The organism is Pseudomonas sp. Irchel s3f19, from assembly GCF_900187555.1.
GTDB classification, from domain to species: Bacteria; Pseudomonadota; Gammaproteobacteria; order Pseudomonadales; family Pseudomonadaceae; genus Aquipseudomonas; species Aquipseudomonas capeferrum.
On the sequence record NZ_FYDW01000001.1, the window covers coordinates 810,778 to 827,325 of the forward strand.

At 63.1% G+C, this 16,548-nt stretch carries 20 protein-coding genes; 7 read left to right on the top strand and 13 right to left on the bottom strand.

The window, feature by feature from the left end; genetic code table 11:
* Positions 1 to 3 precede the first annotated feature (3 nt).
* On the top strand, positions 4 to 948 hold the full coding sequence (locus CKW22_RS03675) for an alpha/beta hydrolase (protein WP_033699684.1): 945 nt from the start codon (positions 4 to 6) through the stop codon (positions 946 to 948).
* Positions 949 to 983: 35 nt separating this feature from the next.
* Entirely contained in the window at positions 984 to 1,454 is a 471-nt protein-coding gene (locus CKW22_RS03680) for a MaoC family dehydratase (RefSeq protein ID WP_033699686.1), read from the top strand.
* Between the two features lie 67 nt (positions 1,455 to 1,521).
* On the opposite strand, the gene CKW22_RS03685 is transcribed toward CKW22_RS03680, so the two are convergent.
* The 7 genes from CKW22_RS03685 to CKW22_RS03715 all read right to left on the bottom strand — a co-directional run bounded on the left by CKW22_RS03685 (position 1,522) and on the right by CKW22_RS03715 (position 6,396).
* Complete coding sequence (locus tag CKW22_RS03685) at positions 1,522 to 2,760, bottom strand: RNA polymerase sigma factor (RefSeq protein ID WP_095063763.1); 1,239 nt, start codon at positions 2,758 to 2,760, stop codon at positions 1,522 to 1,524.
* Positions 2,760 to 3,245 (bottom strand): SRPBCC family protein, encoded by a 486-nt coding sequence (locus tag CKW22_RS03690; RefSeq protein WP_047583802.1) that lies wholly within the window; start codon positions 3,243 to 3,245, stop codon positions 2,760 to 2,762. Before CKW22_RS03690 ends, CKW22_RS03685 begins: the two co-directional genes overlap by 1 nt.
* Positions 3,246 to 3,266: 21 nt before the next feature.
* Positions 3,267 to 3,611 (bottom strand): YciI family protein, encoded by a 345-nt coding sequence (locus CKW22_RS03695; protein WP_033699692.1) that lies wholly within the window; start codon positions 3,609 to 3,611, stop codon positions 3,267 to 3,269.
* Positions 3,612 to 3,655: 44 nt separating this feature from the next.
* Complete coding sequence (locus CKW22_RS03700; protein WP_047583801.1) at positions 3,656 to 4,081, bottom strand: nuclear transport factor 2 family protein; 426 nt, start codon at positions 4,079 to 4,081, stop codon at positions 3,656 to 3,658.
* Between the two features lie 357 nt (positions 4,082 to 4,438).
* A complete protein-coding gene (locus CKW22_RS03705; RefSeq protein WP_371856382.1) occupies positions 4,439 to 4,639 on the bottom strand; it encodes a hypothetical protein in 201 nt (66 codons plus the stop codon).
* A 36-nt stretch (positions 4,640 to 4,675) separates the two neighbouring features.
* On the bottom strand, positions 4,676 to 5,320 hold the full coding sequence (locus CKW22_RS03710; RefSeq protein ID WP_033699695.1) for a LysE family translocator: 645 nt from the start codon (positions 5,318 to 5,320) through the stop codon (positions 4,676 to 4,678).
* 116 nt (positions 5,321 to 5,436) lie between these two features.
* Positions 5,437 to 6,396, bottom strand: a complete 960-nt coding sequence (locus CKW22_RS03715) for a threonine dehydratase (RefSeq protein WP_033700196.1) — start codon at positions 6,394 to 6,396, stop codon at positions 5,437 to 5,439.
* 91 nt (positions 6,397 to 6,487) lie between these two features.
* Between CKW22_RS03715 and CKW22_RS03720 the strand changes: the two genes are divergently transcribed.
* A complete protein-coding gene (locus CKW22_RS03720; protein ID WP_047583809.1) occupies positions 6,488 to 7,834 on the top strand; it encodes a PLP-dependent aminotransferase family protein in 1,347 nt (448 codons plus the stop codon).
* 64 nt (positions 7,835 to 7,898) lie between these two features.
* On the opposite strand, the gene CKW22_RS03725 is transcribed toward CKW22_RS03720, so the two are convergent.
* Entirely contained in the window at positions 7,899 to 8,156 is a 258-nt protein-coding gene (locus tag CKW22_RS03725) for a DUF2790 domain-containing protein (RefSeq protein WP_033699696.1), read from the bottom strand.
* A 376-nt stretch (positions 8,157 to 8,532) separates the two neighbouring features.
* On the opposite strand from CKW22_RS03725, the gene CKW22_RS03730 reads away from it, so the two are divergent.
* Positions 8,533 to 8,901 carry a GNAT family N-acetyltransferase gene (locus tag CKW22_RS03730; RefSeq protein WP_033699697.1) on the top strand — a complete coding sequence of 123 codons (369 nt, stop codon included), beginning with the start codon at positions 8,533 to 8,535 and terminating at the stop codon, positions 8,899 to 8,901.
* Here CKW22_RS03730 and def read toward each other — a convergent pair.
* The 3 genes from def to CKW22_RS03745 all read right to left on the bottom strand — a co-directional run bounded on the left by def (position 8,856) and on the right by CKW22_RS03745 (position 10,726).
* A complete protein-coding gene (gene def, locus CKW22_RS03735; protein ID WP_033699698.1) occupies positions 8,856 to 9,392 on the bottom strand; it encodes a peptide deformylase in 537 nt (178 codons plus the stop codon). The two genes, CKW22_RS03730 and def, sit on opposite strands and share 46 nt — an antisense overlap.
* Positions 9,389 to 10,348, bottom strand: a complete 960-nt coding sequence (locus tag CKW22_RS03740; protein ID WP_033699699.1) for a YihY/virulence factor BrkB family protein — start codon at positions 10,346 to 10,348, stop codon at positions 9,389 to 9,391. Before CKW22_RS03740 ends, def begins: the two co-directional genes overlap by 4 nt.
* A gap of 198 nt (positions 10,349 to 10,546) precedes the next feature.
* Positions 10,547 to 10,726 (bottom strand): CsbD family protein, encoded by a 180-nt coding sequence (locus CKW22_RS03745; protein ID WP_033699700.1) that lies wholly within the window; start codon positions 10,724 to 10,726, stop codon positions 10,547 to 10,549.
* A 244-nt stretch (positions 10,727 to 10,970) separates the two neighbouring features.
* Between CKW22_RS03745 and CKW22_RS03750 the strand changes: the two genes are divergently transcribed.
* Complete coding sequence (locus tag CKW22_RS03750; RefSeq protein ID WP_033699701.1) at positions 10,971 to 12,443, top strand: nitrous oxide reductase family maturation protein NosD; 1,473 nt, start codon at positions 10,971 to 10,973, stop codon at positions 12,441 to 12,443.
* A 118-nt stretch (positions 12,444 to 12,561) separates the two neighbouring features.
* Positions 12,562 to 12,942: a hypothetical protein gene (locus CKW22_RS03755; protein ID WP_033699702.1), complete on the top strand. Its 381-nt coding sequence runs from the start codon at positions 12,562 to 12,564 to the stop codon at positions 12,940 to 12,942.
* Here the strand turns inward: CKW22_RS03755 and CKW22_RS03760 are convergent, their stop codons facing one another.
* Entirely contained in the window at positions 12,943 to 13,779 is an 837-nt protein-coding gene (locus CKW22_RS03760) for a S1 RNA-binding domain-containing protein (protein WP_033699704.1), read from the bottom strand. It lies immediately after the preceding gene.
* Between the two features lie 129 nt (positions 13,780 to 13,908).
* Between CKW22_RS03760 and CKW22_RS03765 the strand changes: the two genes are divergently transcribed.
* Complete coding sequence (locus CKW22_RS03765) at positions 13,909 to 14,769, top strand: DUF6279 family lipoprotein (protein WP_033699705.1); 861 nt, start codon at positions 13,909 to 13,911, stop codon at positions 14,767 to 14,769.
* A 29-nt stretch (positions 14,770 to 14,798) separates the two neighbouring features.
* Here CKW22_RS03765 and aceK read toward each other — a convergent pair whose 3' ends face one another.
* Entirely contained in the window at positions 14,799 to 16,514 is a 1,716-nt protein-coding gene (aceK, locus tag CKW22_RS03770; protein ID WP_033699706.1) for a bifunctional isocitrate dehydrogenase kinase/phosphatase, read from the bottom strand.
* Between the last annotated feature and the right edge of the window lie 34 nt (positions 16,515 to 16,548).

Sequence of the window (16,548 nt, forward strand, 5' to 3'; positions counted from 1 at the left end):
GCCATGCCCCACGACGCCTTCTGGCTACCCGCCAGCGAGCATTGCAGCCTCTATGTGCACCAATGGCTGCCGACAACCCCGGTGAAGGCCGTGGTGTTGCTGGCCCATGGCATGGCGGAGCACGCCGGGCGCTACCGGCGCCTGGGCCAGGCGTTGAGCGAGGCCGGCTTTGCGCTGTTCGCCGCCGACCAGCGCGGCCATGGCCGCACCGCCGAGCTGGGCAGCCTGGGCCTGTTCGCCCGCAATCATGGCTGGAATGCCGTGGTCAATGACCTGGGCTTGCTCGCCCAGCACATCGGTCAGCAGTACCCCGGTACACCGTTGTTCGTGTTTGGCCACAGCATGGGCAGCTACATCGCCCAGGCGTACCTGCTGCACCACAGCGCCAGCGTGCAGGGGGCGATCCTCAGCGGCTCCAACTTCCAGCCGGCTGCGTTGTACCGGGTGGCGCGGCTGATTGCCCGGCTGGAGGCGTGGCGCCAGGGGCCGCTGGGCAAGAGTGCGCTGATAGACTGGCTGTCGTTCGGCGCGTTCAACAAGGCCTTCAAGCCTAACCGCACGGCCTTCGACTGGCTTAGCCGCGACCCTGGCGAAGTGGACCTGTACGTGAATGACCCCCTGTGTGGCTTTCGCTGCAGCAACCAACTGTGGCTCGACTTGCTGCAAGGCTTGGCGCAGATCAGCCAGGCAAGTACCCTCGCGCAGATCGATCCGAACCTGCCATTGCTGGTGATTGGCGGCGAATGTGATCCGGTCAGTGCCGGCAAGCGTCTCACCCATCTGGCCGACGCGCTGCGCGCGACCGGCAACCGGCATGTACAGCTGCGCGTCTACCCACAAGCGCGGCACGAAGTGCTCAACGAAACCAACCGTGACGAGGTCACCGCCGATATTCTCGGCTGGCTCGAACAGGCGCTGGCCCTTGGCCGCCCTGCGCGCAGTGAATGATAGGCACCCTCGCCCCACCGCTTAAGGAAGCCCCGATGTCCCAGGTCACCAACACGCCTTACGAAGCCCTTGAGGTCGGCCAGAAAGCCACCTATGAGAAGTCTGTGGAAGAACGCGACATCCAGCTGTTCGCTGCGATGTCCGGTGACCACAACCCGGTGCACCTGGATGCCGAGTTTGCGGCCAAGAGCATGTTCCGTGAACGCATTGCCCATGGCATGTTCAGCGGCGCGCTGATCAGTGCCGCAGTGGCCTGCACCCTGCCTGGGCCTGGCACCATCTACCTGGGCCAGAAGATGAGCTTCCAGAAGCCGGTAAAAATAGGCGACACCCTGACCGTGCGCCTGGAAATCCTCGAGAAGCTGCCCAAGTTCAAGGTGCGCATCGCCACCAATGTGTACAACCAGAACGATGAGCTGGTCGTCGAAGGCGAGGCCGAAATCCTGGCGCCGCGCAAGCAGCAGACCGTCGAGCTGGTATCGCCACCGCATTTCGTGGCCAGCTGATTTCAGCACAGGCCGCTTCGCGGAGGTTCGGGGCGCCGAACCACCGCGAAAAGGGCTGCAAATACCCTTACCCTAATTCGCGTAGACGGCTTTCGATATACCGTCGCTCCGGCGCCTGCCGGGTCAACGCCAGTGCCTGCTGCCAGGCCGCGCGTGCCTCTTCGACATGACCCAACTGAGCATGCAACTGCGCCCTTGCCGCATAGGCCAGGTGATAATCGCGCAACTCCCCCGCCGCCAGAATCGCTTCAACCTCCGCGAGCCCCACCTGCGGCCCATCACGCTTGGCCAGCGCCACCGCCCGGTTTAGCGCCACCACCGCGGACGGCCAGTAGCGTTGCAACACATCGTACAGCCCGACGATTTCGTCCCAGTCCGTCGCATCGGCCGTGGCCGCCTCGGCATGCACCGCAGCAATCGCCGCCTGTACGGTGTAGGCGCCATAGGCCTGGCTTCGCAGGGCGTGGCGCACCAGCGCGCAGCCTTCTTCGATACGCTCACGGTCCCACAGGCTGCGGTCTTGTTGCTCGAGCAGCACCAGATTGCCCTCGGCGTCTGTACGCGCACGCTGGCGCGACGCCTGCAACAGCATCAACGCCAGCAAGCCAAACCCCTCCGGGTCGGGTAGTAGTTGCACCAGCAGGCGGCCAAGGCGAATCGCCTCGTCAGTCAGATCTTGCTGCAGCAGGGCGTCGCCGGACGATGCCGAGTACCCTTCATTGAACACCAGGTAGATCACCCGCAATACGCTCTCGAGGCGCTCGGGCAACTCATTGAGCACCGGCACCTGATAGGGGATGCCGGCATCGCGGATCTTGGCCTTGGCCCGCACGATGCGCTGGGCAATGGTGGCCGGGCTTTGCAGAAACGCTCGGGCAATCTGCTCGGTGGTCAGGTCGCAGACCTCGCGCAGGGTCAGCGGCACCTGGGCGTCGGCGGCCAACGCCGGGTGGCAGCAGGTGAAGATCAGCCGCAAACGGTCGTCGCCGAGCAGTTCTTCGTCGCTGGGGTCTTGCGCCTGGCCCTCCAGCAGCATGATCAGGTCCGCCTGGGAGCGGTCGAAGCGGGCACGTCGGCGTAACGCGTCGATGGCCTTGAAACGGCCGGTCGAAACCAGCCACGCCCGCGGGTTGTCGGGGATGCCATCACGCTGCCAGCGCTCGACGGCAATGAAGAACGCATCGTGCATGGCCTCCTCGGCCAGGTCGAAATCCCCCAGCAGGCGAATCAAGGTCGCCAGGATGCGCCGGGAATCGCGACGGTAGACTGCCTCGACCTCGGCGCGCACCTGCGCCAGCGTCACCATCAGTCCGGCATCCGCTGGGTCACCACCTCCACCAGGCGGTCCAGGCTTTCTCCCCAGCCCTGGTGAAACCCCATTTCTTCATGGGCACGGCTGTCGGCGGCGCTCCAGTGCCAGGCGCGGGCGGTGTATCGGGTTTTGCCGTGTTCTTCGTCGAAGGTCACCACGGCGGTCATGAAGGCTTTGTTTGAAGGCACCCACCCTGGCCCGAAAGCGTCGGTGAACACCAACCGCCGGGGCGCGGCGATCTCCAGGAACACGCCCTGGGTTGGGTACTCGGTACCGTCCGGGGCGCGCATCAACGTACGGAACAGGCCACCGACCCACAGCTGCATTTCGCATTCGGGGGTGGTCATGCCATGTGGCCCCCACCATTGCATCAGCCACTGGGGCTCGGTCCAGGCGCGGAACACCTTGGCCGGTGGTGCGTCGATCAGGCGGCTGATGGACAACTCGTGCTGCGCTTGCGCAGGGTGTGCAAGGCTCATGCTGGTTGTTCTCCGTTATTGTCAGGGTTGCAGTTCGCGCACAGGCCGCACTTCCACACTGCCGACCCTGGCGGCGGGGATGCCCTTGGCGATGTTCAGCGCCTCGTTGAGGTCGCGGGCATCCACCAGATAGAAGCCGGCCAGTTGCTCCTTGGTCTCGGCGAACGGGCCATCGGTGAGGCTCATCTGCCCATTGCGCACACGCACCGTGGTGGCGGTCTGCACCGACTTCAGCGCCTCGGCCGCGAGCATGCGCCCGCCGCCCTGCAGGGATTCGGCGTACGCCATGCACTCGGCGTCTTCCGGGCTGTCGGGCAGGCTGTGCAGCAGCCCTTCGTCACAATAGACCAGGCACAGGTATTTCATGGTCGCCTCCAGGGCATTGGCACAGTGCGTTTGGCGATATCGGCTCAGGGCTTGAGATCGAACAGGGCTTTCTGGGTTTCCATGTCGAAGGGTGCCGACCAGTGTTCGTGGATCACCTGCCATTGCCCGCCTTGGCGGCGATAGCCGACCGTGACGCGCATGAAGCCACACTGGCTCTCGTCATCGGACGGGCCGCAGCGGTTCAGCCAATGGGCCAGGCCCAGGTCGCCGTCGGCGTACACGGTGAGTTCGGCCAGTTCGAAGACCATCGGGCCGGTGCAAAAGCCCATGCACATTTCCCAGTGGGCCTGGTAGGTGGCTTTGCCTTTGAATTGCAGTGCCTTGATGGCATCGAAGGCGACGATGTCGTCGGCATAGGGGGCGGTGATGGCCTGGATGTCGCGGTCGCGCACGGCTTGCATCCAGCGGTCGATCAGTTGGCGGATTTCGTTTTCGGCTGAGGTGCTCATCGGGGTGCTCCGATCGTTTGAGGTTTTGGCACAGATTTGGGCTGGGCCTTCAACTCTGGTCGAACGGGAGCTGGGGGAATCGACAGGGTGTGAAATTATTTTTGTTGCCGGAAAGAGAGGGTTGGGCCGGCAGGTGCATGCCTGGAGTTGTGTAGCGCCCATGAGATCGAGCGCCGCCCGCGCGGCGCTTCGCGGGGCAAGCCCGCTCCCACATCTGTTTCGGGCCAGTGAGGCCTGTGGCATTTGCGCGCGACCGCCTTGTTGGTCCGACGCGATATTGAGACGGGCACCAAGGGGCCGCGCGCCAATGCCTCAGGAATAACTGGCCCGAAACAAATGTAGATACTCTGTTAGCGGTCAAGCTTTTCTGAGGTGTTCAGAGCTGAAAAGCTTGGCCGTATGAAATGGCTCATCCCCGTGCATGCACGCCCAGATGCCAGTCAGGTACTTGCGCATGACAGCAGCAATAGCCTGCATTTTCTTCTTGCCCCTGCTGATCAGCGACTCGTAAAAGGCTTTTGCATAAGGGTCGCAGCGCACTGCGGTCAATGCAGGCATATACATGGCAGCCCTTAAATAGGCATGCACCCCTGCCTACACTGCCGAACTGGCGAGAATAAATTCACGATACCCCGAAACAATCACATAAACCGCGAAATAGCAGAAGATCGCCGCCGACAACAGGTACGACCAGGTCAGCAGCCGGTCGCCAAGCAAGCGCCCGCCATGGCTGGCAATACCACACAGGCTCAGACACCAGACCAACCCAGCAGCAAAAAAGCCGCTAAGGAACAACCCGGCATCCAGCAAACTGCCACCGCCGGAGCGTGAAATCAGCACCCCACCGACAGCCGCGAACCACAAAATCGCGGTGGGTGACGACATGGCCAAAAAGATCCCACGCAAAAACTCGCGCCAACCGGACTCCACCACCACGTCTGCCCGCGCCTCCATGTGCCCGCCGCGCCACGCGGCCAGCAGCATCTTCACCGCAAACCACACCAGCAGCGCCGAACCGCCCAGCCACAAGGTCCAGCGCACGCTTTCGAACTGCAACAGCACGGTCATCCCGGCCAGCGCGGCAACGGCATAGATCAAGTCACCCACGCAAGTCCCAAGCCCCAGCCAGAAACCTTTGAGAAAACCACGCTGCATGGCCAAGGTGATCATGGCGATGTTGGCGATGCCGATGTCCAGACACAGGGACAGGCTGAGGAGAAATCCATTGGAAAAAGGCATTGAGCACTCGATGACCGGCCAATTAAGCGCCGTAGAGCCTGCCACGAGTGATCACTCGATTGAAAGCGCAAATTCCCAATGACAGTGGGCGCGGTACCCCCTGATGCCAATCAAGCTCAGTCGATGCCCGCCAGCACGCGCGCATACAGCGCCCGATCCACATTCGCCCCGCTAAGCACCACGGCCACCCGCCTACCGGCTTGTCGCTCGCGCTCCTGCATCAACGCCGCCAGCGCCGCAGCCCCTGCACCTTCGGCAGTATTGTGCGTGGCTTCGTGGTACAGCCGCATGGCCTCGGCGACTTCACTGTCGGTGACCCGCACGATGCGCGCGGCATGCTCGCACACCAAGGCGAACGCCTCCGGGTGCGGCACGCGGCAGGCCATGCCATCGGCGAAGGTCTGGGCGGTGGCGGTGGTGACGATGCGGCCCAGTTCGAAACTTTGCGCATAGGCATCGGCAGCACTGGACACCACCCCCACGATCTCGGTCTTCAACCCCAGCAGGTTGCGTGCCTGGATCAGCCCGCAGATCCCCGACCCCATGCCGATCGGCACGTACACGCTGTCCAGGTCAGACACCGCCTCGAGCAGCTCCAGGGCATACGTGGCCACGCCGCGCACCAGCTCCGGGTGAAACGACGGCACCATCGCGTACCCCAATTCATCAGCCAGCCGGGCAGCCTCTTCACGGGCCACATCAAAATCGACACCGTGCTCCACCAGTTCGGCGCCGAGGGCGCGCATGGCGGCGTTCTTTTCGGTGGAATTGCCTTCAGGCACCACAATCACCAAGGGGATGCCAGCCTGGCGGGCAGCCAGTGCCATGCTCTGGCCGTGATTGCCACGCGTGGCGGTGACCAGGCCGCGCGGCGGCTTGCCGCCCGCCAGCAGCGAGCGCACGTAGACCAACCCGCCACGCACCTTGAATGCACCGGTGGGCGCGTGGTTCTCGTGCTTTACCCACACCTGGCAGCCCAGCCGTTCGGCCAGCAAAGGCCAGGCGTGCTGCGGTGTTGCAGGCACGTGCTGGTGAACGAAATCGGCGGCTTCGCGCAGGGCATTCAGGTCGAACATGGCGATCATCCCTCTTCGGTAGGTGGTTGATCCGATCCTAAGCCCCGGGCATTGTATGGGTACAACCTTATATTGCATGGGTAGCAATTTCGTGTGGATCCCAACGCTCGCAAACGATGACCAGCCCCGCTACCTGGCATTGGTCGATGCGATCGCCGATGCCATCGAGCGCGGCGAGCTCAAGGTCGGTGACCGCCTGCCACCGCAACGGCGCCTGGCCTGGAAACTCGACCTGAACCCCAGCACCACCCAGCAGGCCTACCGGGAAGCTGCCGCCCGCCACCTGGTGGCCGGCGAAGTCGGCCGCGGCACCTACGTGCTGGCAGGCAGCAAGGAAGCGACCCTGTTTCGCCTCAAACACCAAGACGGGCCAAAGCCGCTGATCGACCTGTCGACCAACGTACCGGTGGCCGACCCGCACAATCAGGACCTGCAGCGCAGCCTGCACAGCGTGCTGGAGCAGCGCGACAGCAGCCTGCTGGATCACTACCTGGGCCCCGAGCAACTGCTGCGCGGCCGTATTCAGGGCGCGCACTGGCTGGCCAAGCGTGGCTTGGCGTTGGCCCCGGACGAGTTACTGCTCAGTGGCGGCGCTCAGCAGGCACTGACCCTGGTGCTGCAGTCGTTCTGCCAGGCCGGTGAACCGGTCATGCTCGAAGCCTTGACCGCACCTGGCATCAAGGCAGCCTGCCGACAGCTACGCCTGCCCGTGCATGGCGTGGCACTGGACAGCCAAGGCCTGCGGCCCGACGACCTTGACCGTGTCACACGCGCCAGCGGTGCCCGCGTACTGGTCACCACACCGACCCTGCACAACCCCACGGGCGCCTGCATGGATGACGCCCGCCGCGAAGCGCTCGCGGCGGTCGTCAAACGCCTGGGGCTGCTGGTGATCGAGGATGACGTGTATGGCGCACTCAGCGACCGACCGCCGCTGTACCCACTGCTGGGCGAGCAAGGGGTGCTCATCAGCAGCTTGTCCAAGACGGTGGCAGCAGGTTTGCGTGTAGGGTGGATTGCGGCCAACCCACAGCTGCTTGCACACATCGACCCGCACGCCCAGGCGAGTCACTGGCCGGTGTCGCCACTGAACCTGCATATCGCCTGCCAGTGGATAGAAGATGGCACCGCAGCGCTGCGGCTGGCCTGGCAACGTGCTGAAATTACCGAGCGCTGGCGCCTCGCGCGAAAGCTGCTGGGCGATGGGTTGCACAACACAGGCCAGCCTTCGCCGCACGCGTGGCTGGCCACACCGCAAGGTGCAGAGGGGGTGGTCAAGCAGTGTCGCGAACGGGGCGTGGAGGTTGTCCCGGCCAGTGTGTTCGCCATTGGCGCCAGCGAGGTGCAGGCCGTGCGTATCAGCCTGTCGGCGGCCGCCAGCCGGGCTGAACTGAAACAAGGGCTGGAGGTGGTGCGGCAGGTGCTTTCCAGTGAATGAACCGGGAGAAGCCTGCAACCTCTTCGCGTCGGCGCGGCGCGAAGAGGCCGCTGACCTTGAACGATCAACCCTGCTGGCAACCCTCGCCCATGGCGCGGTACTGAATGGTGTGCACCTGGCCCTGGTGGTCTTCATAGGTCATGGTTGCAGGTACCACTTCGCAAACATTGGGGATGGTCGACAGGTTGATGACCCGTTTGATATCCAGGTTCATGGAGTAGTCGTACTGCTGGGCCACAGGCTGGTTGGAGACAGGTTGGACCTCATCGGCGAGGGCGAACGAGGACATACCGACCAATGCAAGAATCAGTAATGGTTTCATGTGGGAGTGCCTATAAAGCAATCAAGCTGATCGATTGACTTCTAATGCCGTCATTGGCGCGGAGAAGTTGTCATCGACTGCAAAGATGACACGAAGTACCGATCCCGCTTCGTCGTACTGCTGGTGGGATGAGTAAAAGTCTACTCCGGGTTGGCAATAGTTGAACCCCGAAGTCGGATATTCACCCTTGCCGGATTTGCAACAATCTGCGACATAATGGGCGGTATATAGTGGCGTAGAGCCGTTGGTTGGTCTCTGCCCGACCCGGCCGATTCAACAAGGGAAATGCGCGATTTCTGATTACCTGTGTTGCTCAAGGCTGCTCGACCCTGAACGACGCCTGCTCGATCACTTCTACCGCCAGCACGGCTCGCGCATGCGCTCGGCCAGTGACGGCGAACTGTGGGTGGCGCGTGCCAATTGCATCATTGCAGGGCTGAACTTGACCCCGGTGGGCGATGGCTACTGGCTTACCGGGCTGTTCGTCGACCCGCAACAGCGCAGCCAAGGTGTGGCTGGGCGGCTGGTCGAAGCCGCGCTGGCGCAGGCCGTTGGGCCGACTTGGCTGTTCTGCCACCCCGACCTTGTGCCCTTCTACCAGCGCCTTGGCTTCGACACGGCAACCGCGCTGCCAGAACCCCTGGCTGCCCGCCTGCAGCGCTACCAGCGCAGCAAGCCGCTGGTGGCCCTGCAGCGTGGTCAGTCGTCGCTGGCGTCCAACCCGGGGAACAGCACCTCGGTGTAACCGAATTTGGCGAAGTCCTGGATGCGCGAGGGGTAAAGCCGGCCGATCAGGTGGTCGCACTCGTGCTGCACCACCCGCGCATGGAAGCCATCGGCAAAACGGTTGATCGGGTTGCCTTGCGGGTCGAGCCCTTCATAGCGAATGTGCTTGTAGCGCGGCACCACGCCGCGCAATCCGGGTACCGACAGGCAGCCCTCCCAACCGTCCTCGACCTCGGTGGTCATCGGCGTGATCACCGGGTTGATCAGGATGGTCTGCGGCACCGCTTCGGCATCGGGGTAACGCTCGCTGCGTTCGAAGCCGAAAATCACCAGTTGCAGGTCGATGCCAATCTGCGGTGCGGCCAGGCCCACACCCCCGACATGGCGCATGGTCTCGAACATGTCGTCGATCAACTGCTGGAGTTCGGCGCTGCCGATCAGGTGTTCGGGCACGGGCGGGGCGATGCGCAGCAGGCGTTCGTCGCCCATCTTGAGAATGTCACGGATCATCTGGGGTTCGGCTCGGAAGGTTGATGCTGGCTCGGTTGCGGGTGTTCGTGGCCCAGCACGGTCAGGGTTTCCTGGGGTTTTTCACCGTCGAAATCCTTCTCGCCAGGGTTCTTGCCCTCGGCCGACATGTGCTCGATCACCGCGTTCATTTCCGCGCCGAGCAACAGCACAGCGGCGGAAATATAGAAATACAGCAACAGCACGATGATTGCACCGATGCTGCCGTACATGGCGTTGTAATCGGCAAAGGTTTTGACGTAGTAGGCAAACCCCAGGGAGGCGACGATCCACACCACCACCGCCAGCACCGAGCCTGGGGTGATGAAGCGAAACTTCTGCTTCACATCCGGCATCACGTAGTAGATCAAGGCCACCGCTACCATCATCAGGATGATGATCGCCGGCCAGCGCAGGATGGTCCAGACCGTGACGATGACCTCCTGCATGCCGACCTGGGCGGCAATCCACTCCATCACCTGCGGCCCGAGCACCATCAGCGCTGCCGCAGCCAGCAGCATGCCGGCGATGCCCACGGTGTAGAAGATGGACAGCGGTATGCGCTTCCACACCGGGCGACCTTCCGGCACATCGTAAGCGGCGTTCATGGCGCTCATCATCAAGCGCACACCCGCCGAAGCGGTCCACAGGGCAATCACGATACCCACCGACAACAGCCCGCCCTTGGACTGTTGCAACTGGTCGATCACCGGGTTCACCTGCTCCAGCGCCTGGGGCGGCAGCACCAGTTCCGATTGCAGGCGCAACCAGGAGAAGAAGTCTGGCAAATGCAGGAAACCGATCAGGGCAATCAGGAACAACAGGAAGGGGAACAGCGAAAACAGCATCTGGTAAGCCAGCGCGGACGCATAGGTGGACATCTCGTCGTCAAGGAACTCCTTGACGGTGCGCACCAGCACGCGGTGCAAGGGCAGGCCCTGCAGGGCGGAAAATATCATAGCGTCTCCTTTCGCCGCTCGATCGATACAACAGGCAAGTCTAATAGACCACGCCGTTGCCGTGCTGCTCCCGAGGGTTATAAAGAAAATGCCTACGTAACTGGGCCCAGGCATTCGCGGGCAAGCCCGCCCCCACCGGCTACGTGCTACCTGCAGGGGCGGGCTTGCCCGCGAATCGATGGAACGCTCAATACGGCATCAAGGCTTTTTCACGGCATCCTTGACGTCACCCTTGATCTGCTGCGCTTCACCCTTGAGTTCCTGGGCCTTGCCTTCAGCCTTGAGCTTGTCGTTGTCGGTCACCTTGCCGACGCCCTGTTTCACGTTACCGATTGCTTCGTTGGCCAAGCCTTTCGCTTTGTCTTTAGTACCGCTCATGGCAAAACTCCTGCAAATGGAGACACGTGAACCGTGTCGACAGTCTGTGGACCCAGGGCCTTTCGCAAGAGTTTCAACCAATTTCACCCGAACAAGCCGAGCGGCAAATCTGCGTGCGAATATCGCACCCATTTACCCCGCCCAACTGCCCAGTACCTGCCGGCTGCCCTAGAATCGCGGCATACGCCCGCCCACATAGGGCAGGCCAGTCATAAAAACAACGATTTTCGGAAAACCCGCCCCCATGCGTCTGATGCCTGTGCTCGTGGCCCTGCTGCCACTGCTTCCCCTGCCCGCCCTTGCCGCCTCGCCGGCCGTAACCGAAACCCTGCGCGTCGACCGCTATGCCGACGACGGCCAACCCGGCAGCCTGCGCTGGGCAATCGAGACCAACAACCAGAACCCCGGCCACTACCGCATCGAAATCGCTGCGGTCGGCCAGGCGCCTTATGTCATCCGCCCGACGCGCGCGCTGCCTGAAATCAAAGGACCGGTGCGCATCACCGGCCAGGCGTGGGCCCGCGACGGCCAGTACATCGCCATCGACGGCTCGGGCTACATCAAGGACCAGGGTGTGCACACCTGCCCCGGCGCTCTGCCCGGCCAGTTCGGCACCAACGTGCGAACCACCACCCACCCAGGCCTGGTACTGCGCGACACCCAGGGCGTGCATCTGCGCGGCCTGGAAGTGCGCAACTTCTGCATTGGCATCCTGGTCAATCGCGCCAGTGGCAACGTCATCGAAGACAACCGCGTCATCGCCAACAAGGGCGGCGCTGGCATCATGCTGACCGGCGACGACGGTGCCGGCAACCCGACTGCAACCACCACGGTCAACAACAAGGTGCTGCGCAACCAGCTGATCGACAACGGCGACGGCCTGGAACTGACCCGCGGCGCAGCCTTCAACCTGGTGGCCGACAACCTGTTCCGTTCCACGGCGGCCAACCCAGAGCCCTCCCAGGGCATCGAAATTCTGCTGGGCAACGACAACAGCGTGGTCCGCAACCGTTTCGAGAACTACTCCGACGGCCTGCAGATCAACTGGGGCAACCGCAACTATTTGGGCGCCAATACCTTCAGCGGCAACTCGATCGGTGTCAGCGTCACCGGCGAGGGCAACATGCTCGATGGCAACCTGATCCACGGCAACCGCATCGGCGTGGCCCTGCGCCCGGAGCCGGCAATCACCGCCACCCGCCTGAGCGCCAACCGTATCTGGGGCAACAGCCAGGACATCCGCCGCTGCGAGGCTGGCGGCTCTTGCGTACCAGACCAGCGCACCGGCGCTATCGTGTTCGGCGTGCCGGCGCAGGCGCATGCGTTGTACGTGGGGTCGCGCGGGGTGGGGGCGGAGCTGGCGAAGAAGGACCAGGCGATCATCTGCAATGCCCAGGGTGAACCCAAGCCGTGCCAGCCGTTGCCTAATCACAACCAGCAACCACCACGGCTGATGGCGCTGGAGGGGAACGTGATCCGCGGTGAGGTGCAGGGGCCGGCGTCGAGCCTGTTGCGCGTCGAGTTGTTCGGCAATGCGCAAGCAACGGGCAGCGAAGCGGAGCAGTATCTCGGGGAAGTGCTGGTGAACAGCGATGCCAAGGGGCAGGCCCGGTTTGCCCAGGTGCTGGAGAACAGTGACGGGCTGCACAGCTTCACGGCGACCGTGACCACGGCCGACGGGGCGACTTCCGAGTTGAGCCTGCCGGTTCGTCGCTGAGGCAACCGGCCTCTTCGCGGGTTTACAGACGAAGAGGCCGGCCCAGGCAAACCTTGCTCAGCCACCCGCCACCCCTCACAATGCAGGCCTTATCAAGCGTCAACCCGCAGGAACCTGCATGAAACTCGACAAACCCGCCGCCATCGCACGGCGTAACGAAGCACTGGCCCGGCCAGTACTGACCAGCAGCAACACCCTGTTCGCTATCCTCGACCCGAAACGCAACCTGTGGTGGTTCGAGGTGCCGGTAGCGTTGCTGGGCAAGGGCCAGCCCGATTGGGTCAACCTGCTGCTGCACACCCCCGACACCGATGAACTACAGCACCTGAAGGTGCCGACCAACTTCCTCAAGGCTCACCTGGAGCAGATGGAAGTGCGCAAGCCCGGCAAGCGCCGCTCGACCATCAGCCTGGCCCTGAGCGCCGACCGCGATTCGCTGCTGCGCGACACCCGCCCAGGTGGCGAGCAGCTGGACTTCCGGACCTTCGTGCAGGACTGATCAGGCCCGCTCGATGCGATCGTCATGGATGACGATGCGGCCTTGCTTGAACAACGCACCAATGGCCTTCTTGAAGTTGCCCTTGCTGACGTTGAACAGCTTGCTGATCACTGCCGGGTCGCTCTTGTCGCACACCGGCAGCATGCCGCCTTCGGCTTCAAGGCGCTGCATGATCAGCTCTTGCAGGCTGTCCGCCAGGGCGGCGCCCACTGGCTGCAGGCTCAGGGCGATCTTGCCGTCGTGGCGAATCTCTTTGATGAAGCCCTTCTCGTGCATGCCCGAGCGCAGGAACTTGAACACTTCGTTCTTGTGGATCAGGCCCCAGTGGCGGTTGTTGATGATCGCCTTGAAGCCCATAGGCGTCTCGCCCGCCACCAGCAGCTCGACCGGCTGGCCCACCTGGTAATCGGCCGGGGTGCGGTCCAGGTAGCGGTCCAGGCGCGCCGTTGCGGTGATGCGGCGGGTGCGCTTGTCGAGGTAGGCGTGCACCACGCAGTAGTCACCGATCTTCAGCGGCTGCAACTCTTCCGAGTAAGGCATCAGCAGGTCTTTGGGCAGGCCCCAGTCCAGGAAGATGCCGGCGCCGTTGATGTCCTTGACCTTGAGGCTGGCGAACTCACCGACCTGCACCTTGGGCTTCTCGGTGGTGGCAATCAGCTGGTCTTCGCTGTCCAGGTAAATGAACACGTTCAACCAATCGTCGACCTCGGTCTCGGCGTTCTTCGGGATGTAGCGCCCCGGCAGCAGGATCTCGCCATCGGCGCCGCCGTCCAGGTACAGGCCGAATTCCACGTGTTTAACGATTTGCAAACTGTTGTAACGCCCAAGCAGAGCCATTTCCAATGTTCCTCAAGACAAGACGGCTATTCTACACCCGAAGCCGCCGCGCTGCCTGACCGCTGATTCGGTGGAACCGCCACCTCACCCTTACGTCTACTGATTGGCAGCCACTGCAAGGATCAGCACATGCTTTCACGCCTGTTCAAGCCCCTGCTCATCGCCGTGGCGTTCGCCCTGGCCCTGGCGGCGTGCAGCCGCATAGACCTGGCCTACCGCAACCTCGACCGCCTGGTGCCGTGGTCGCTGGGCGACTATCTGGACATGAACCGCGAGCAGAAAGTACTGCTCGACGAGCGCCTCAAGCAGCACTTGGCCTGGCATTGCAAAACCCAGCTGCCCAGCTACCTCGACTGGCTGGACCGGGTGCGCACCATGGTCGCCGAGGACCAGGTGACCGACCAGGCGTTGCAGCAACGCACCCGCGAAGCGCGCGCGGCCATAGGCCGTGTAGCCGAAGAGATCACCCCTTCCGCTACCGAATTGTTACGTGGCATGAGCGACGCCCAGGTGGCAGAAATGCGCCAGGCCTTCCGCGACGACATCAGCGAGCGACAAAAGAAGTATGTCGACACGCCCTTGCCCAAGCAGATTGCCCGCCGTACCGAACGCATGGAAAAACGCCTGACGCCGTGGCTGGGTGAGCTCAGTGCGGCGCAGCGGCTGCGGGTGCAAGCCTGGTCACAGGCGCTGGGCGACCAGAACCGCCAGTGGATCGCCAACCGCGCGCATTGGCAGCAACAGCTGGTGCTGGCGATGGACCAGCGTAGCGACGCCAGCTTCGAACCACGCCTGGCGCAATTGCTACAGCGCAAGGAGAGCCTGTGGACGCCGGCATATCGCATGGCCTACCAGAACACCGAGCAACAGGCGCGCACGTTGCTGGTCGACCTGATGCAACTGAGTACCCCGGCGCAGCGCCAGTTGCTGCAGCAGCGGCTGGGCAAGGTGCGGAATGATTTCAGTGAGTTGAAGTGTTTGAAGGGCTGACATGCTGGGGCCGCAAAGCGGCCCCGGGTTCACCGCAACTTGCGCCGATACGGAAACACATCGATCACCTTCCCCTCACGAATCGTCGCCTGCAGCCCCTTCCAGTAATCCGCGTCATACAACTCCCCATGCAACCGGCTGAACAGCCGCCGCTGGCCCATATCGGCAAACAGGAACGGCGGAAACTCCTCGGGGAACACATCATGCGGCCCGATCGAGTACCACGGCTCGCCCGACATCTCGTCCTCCGGGTAGCGCGGCGGTGGAATATGGCGGAAGTTCACCTCGGTCAGAAAGCAGATCTCGTCATAGTCGTAGAACACCACCCGGCCATGGCGGGTGACGCCGAAGTTCTTCAGCAGCATGTCGCCGGGGAAAATATTCGCCGCCGCCAGTTGCTTGATGGCCAGGCCGTAATCCTCCAGCGCCTCGTGCACCTGCCCTTCACTGGCGTGTTCCAGGTACAGGTTGAGGGGCGTCATGCGCCGCTCGGTCCAGCAGTGGCGGATCAGCACCGTGTCACCCTCCAACGCGACCGTGGACGGCGCCACCTCCAGCAACTCGGCCAGGCACTGCGGCTCGAACTTGCTCTGCGGAAAGCGGAAATCAGCGAATTCCTGGGTATCGGCCATGCGCCCTACCCGATCGACACTCTTCACCAGCCGGTACTTGTCGATCACGGTGGCGCGGTCGACCGTCTTCGAGGGCGCGAACCGGTCCTTGATGATCTTGAACACCGTATTGAAGCCCGGCAGGGTGAACACGCTCATGACCATCCCGCGCACCCCCGGGGCCATGATGAAACGGTCGTCGCTGCTGGCCAGGTGGTTGATCAACGCCCGGTAAAACTCCGACTTGCCATGCTTGTAGAAACCAATCGAGGTGTACAGCTCGGCAATGTGCTTGCCCGGCAGGATGCGCTTGAGGAAGTTGACGAACTCCGCCGGCACCGGCACATCGACCATGAAATAAGACCGGGTGAAGGAGAAGATGATCGACACCTCGGCCTCGTCGGTGATCAGCGCATCGGCCTCGATGCCATGGCCTTCGCGGTGCAGCAAGGGGATCACCAACGGCCACTGTTCGTCGGGGGTGTACAGGCGGCCGACCAGGTAAGCGCCCTTGTTGCGGTACAGCACCGGCGAGAACAGCTCGACTGCCAGTGCCGGGTCCTTGCACACCCAGTCCGGCAGGCATTCGCGCAGTTGTTCTTCCAGGCGCGTCAGGTCGCCTTCCAGGTCACCATAGGGCACATCGAACGGGTAGTCGGCGAAGATCGCCCGCAGCAAGCCTTTGAGACCATCGCCAAGTGCGTAGGTGCGGGTTTGCGCGGCGCGCTCGTGGCTGCGCATCGACGGCCGGGTGGTGTGGATGAACATGCAGCCGTCGCTGATCTGGTCATGGCTGAACAGGCTGCAGAACAGCGAGTTGTACCAGGTCTCGGACAACTCATCGTCGAGCCGTGGGTCGATCAGGCGAATGTAGGCGCTCTTGACCAGCGGCCACTGCTCCACCTCCAGCAATACATCCTCGGCGAAGCGCTGGCGTAGCCAGCCGTTGGCCTCGGCCACCTTCTCTTCATACAGGTTGATACGCGCCGCTGCTGCGCGCTGGATGTCTTGCCAGCGCGCTTGCTCGAAGCGCTCACGGGCACCGAGGGTGATGCGCCGAAAGTGCTCGCGGTAGTCATCGAAGCCGTCGAGGATCATCCGGGCGATTTCGCCGGCGGGCCAGTGCTGGTGCATGCGAGGCATCTCGTTGCAGGGTGAGATACACAGC

Coding starts and splice junctions, on each gene's coding strand:
- CKW22_RS03675 (WP_033699684.1), top strand. CDS start 4: ATGCCCCACGACGCCTTCTGGCTACCCGCCAGCGAGCATTGCAGCCTC.
- CKW22_RS03680 (WP_033699686.1), top strand. CDS start 984: ATGTCCCAGGTCACCAACACGCCTTACGAAGCCCTTGAGGTCGGCCAG.
- CKW22_RS03685 (WP_095063763.1), bottom strand. CDS start 2,760: ATGGTGACGCTGGCGCAGGTGCGCGCCGAGGTCGAGGCAGTCTACCGT.
- CKW22_RS03690 (WP_047583802.1), bottom strand. CDS start 3,245: ATGAGCCTTGCACACCCTGCGCAAGCGCAGCACGAGTTGTCCATCAGC.
- CKW22_RS03695 (WP_033699692.1), bottom strand. CDS start 3,611: ATGAAATACCTGTGCCTGGTCTATTGTGACGAAGGGCTGCTGCACAGC.
- CKW22_RS03700 (WP_047583801.1), bottom strand. CDS start 4,081: ATGAGCACCTCAGCCGAAAACGAAATCCGCCAACTGATCGACCGCTGG.
- CKW22_RS03705 (WP_371856382.1), bottom strand. CDS start 4,639: ATGCCTGCATTGACCGCAGTGCGCTGCGACCCTTATGCAAAAGCCTTT.
- CKW22_RS03710 (WP_033699695.1), bottom strand. CDS start 5,320: ATGCCTTTTTCCAATGGATTTCTCCTCAGCCTGTCCCTGTGTCTGGAC.
- CKW22_RS03715 (WP_033700196.1), bottom strand. CDS start 6,396: ATGTTCGACCTGAATGCCCTGCGCGAAGCCGCCGATTTCGTTCACCAG.
- CKW22_RS03725 (WP_033699696.1), bottom strand. CDS start 8,156: ATGAAACCATTACTGATTCTTGCATTGGTCGGTATGTCCTCGTTCGCC.
- CKW22_RS03730 (WP_033699697.1), top strand. CDS start 8,533: ATGCGCTCGGCCAGTGACGGCGAACTGTGGGTGGCGCGTGCCAATTGC.
- def (WP_033699698.1), bottom strand. CDS start 9,392: ATGATCCGTGACATTCTCAAGATGGGCGACGAACGCCTGCTGCGCATC.
- CKW22_RS03740 (WP_033699699.1), bottom strand. CDS start 10,348: ATGATATTTTCCGCCCTGCAGGGCCTGCCCTTGCACCGCGTGCTGGTG.
- CKW22_RS03745 (WP_033699700.1), bottom strand. CDS start 10,726: ATGAGCGGTACTAAAGACAAAGCGAAAGGCTTGGCCAACGAAGCAATC.
- CKW22_RS03750 (WP_033699701.1), top strand. CDS start 10,971: ATGCGTCTGATGCCTGTGCTCGTGGCCCTGCTGCCACTGCTTCCCCTG.
- CKW22_RS03755 (WP_033699702.1), top strand. CDS start 12,562: ATGAAACTCGACAAACCCGCCGCCATCGCACGGCGTAACGAAGCACTG.
- CKW22_RS03760 (WP_033699704.1), bottom strand. CDS start 13,779: ATGGCTCTGCTTGGGCGTTACAACAGTTTGCAAATCGTTAAACACGTG.
- CKW22_RS03765 (WP_033699705.1), top strand. CDS start 13,909: ATGCTTTCACGCCTGTTCAAGCCCCTGCTCATCGCCGTGGCGTTCGCC.
- aceK (WP_033699706.1), bottom strand. CDS start 16,514: ATGCACCAGCACTGGCCCGCCGGCGAAATCGCCCGGATGATCCTCGAC.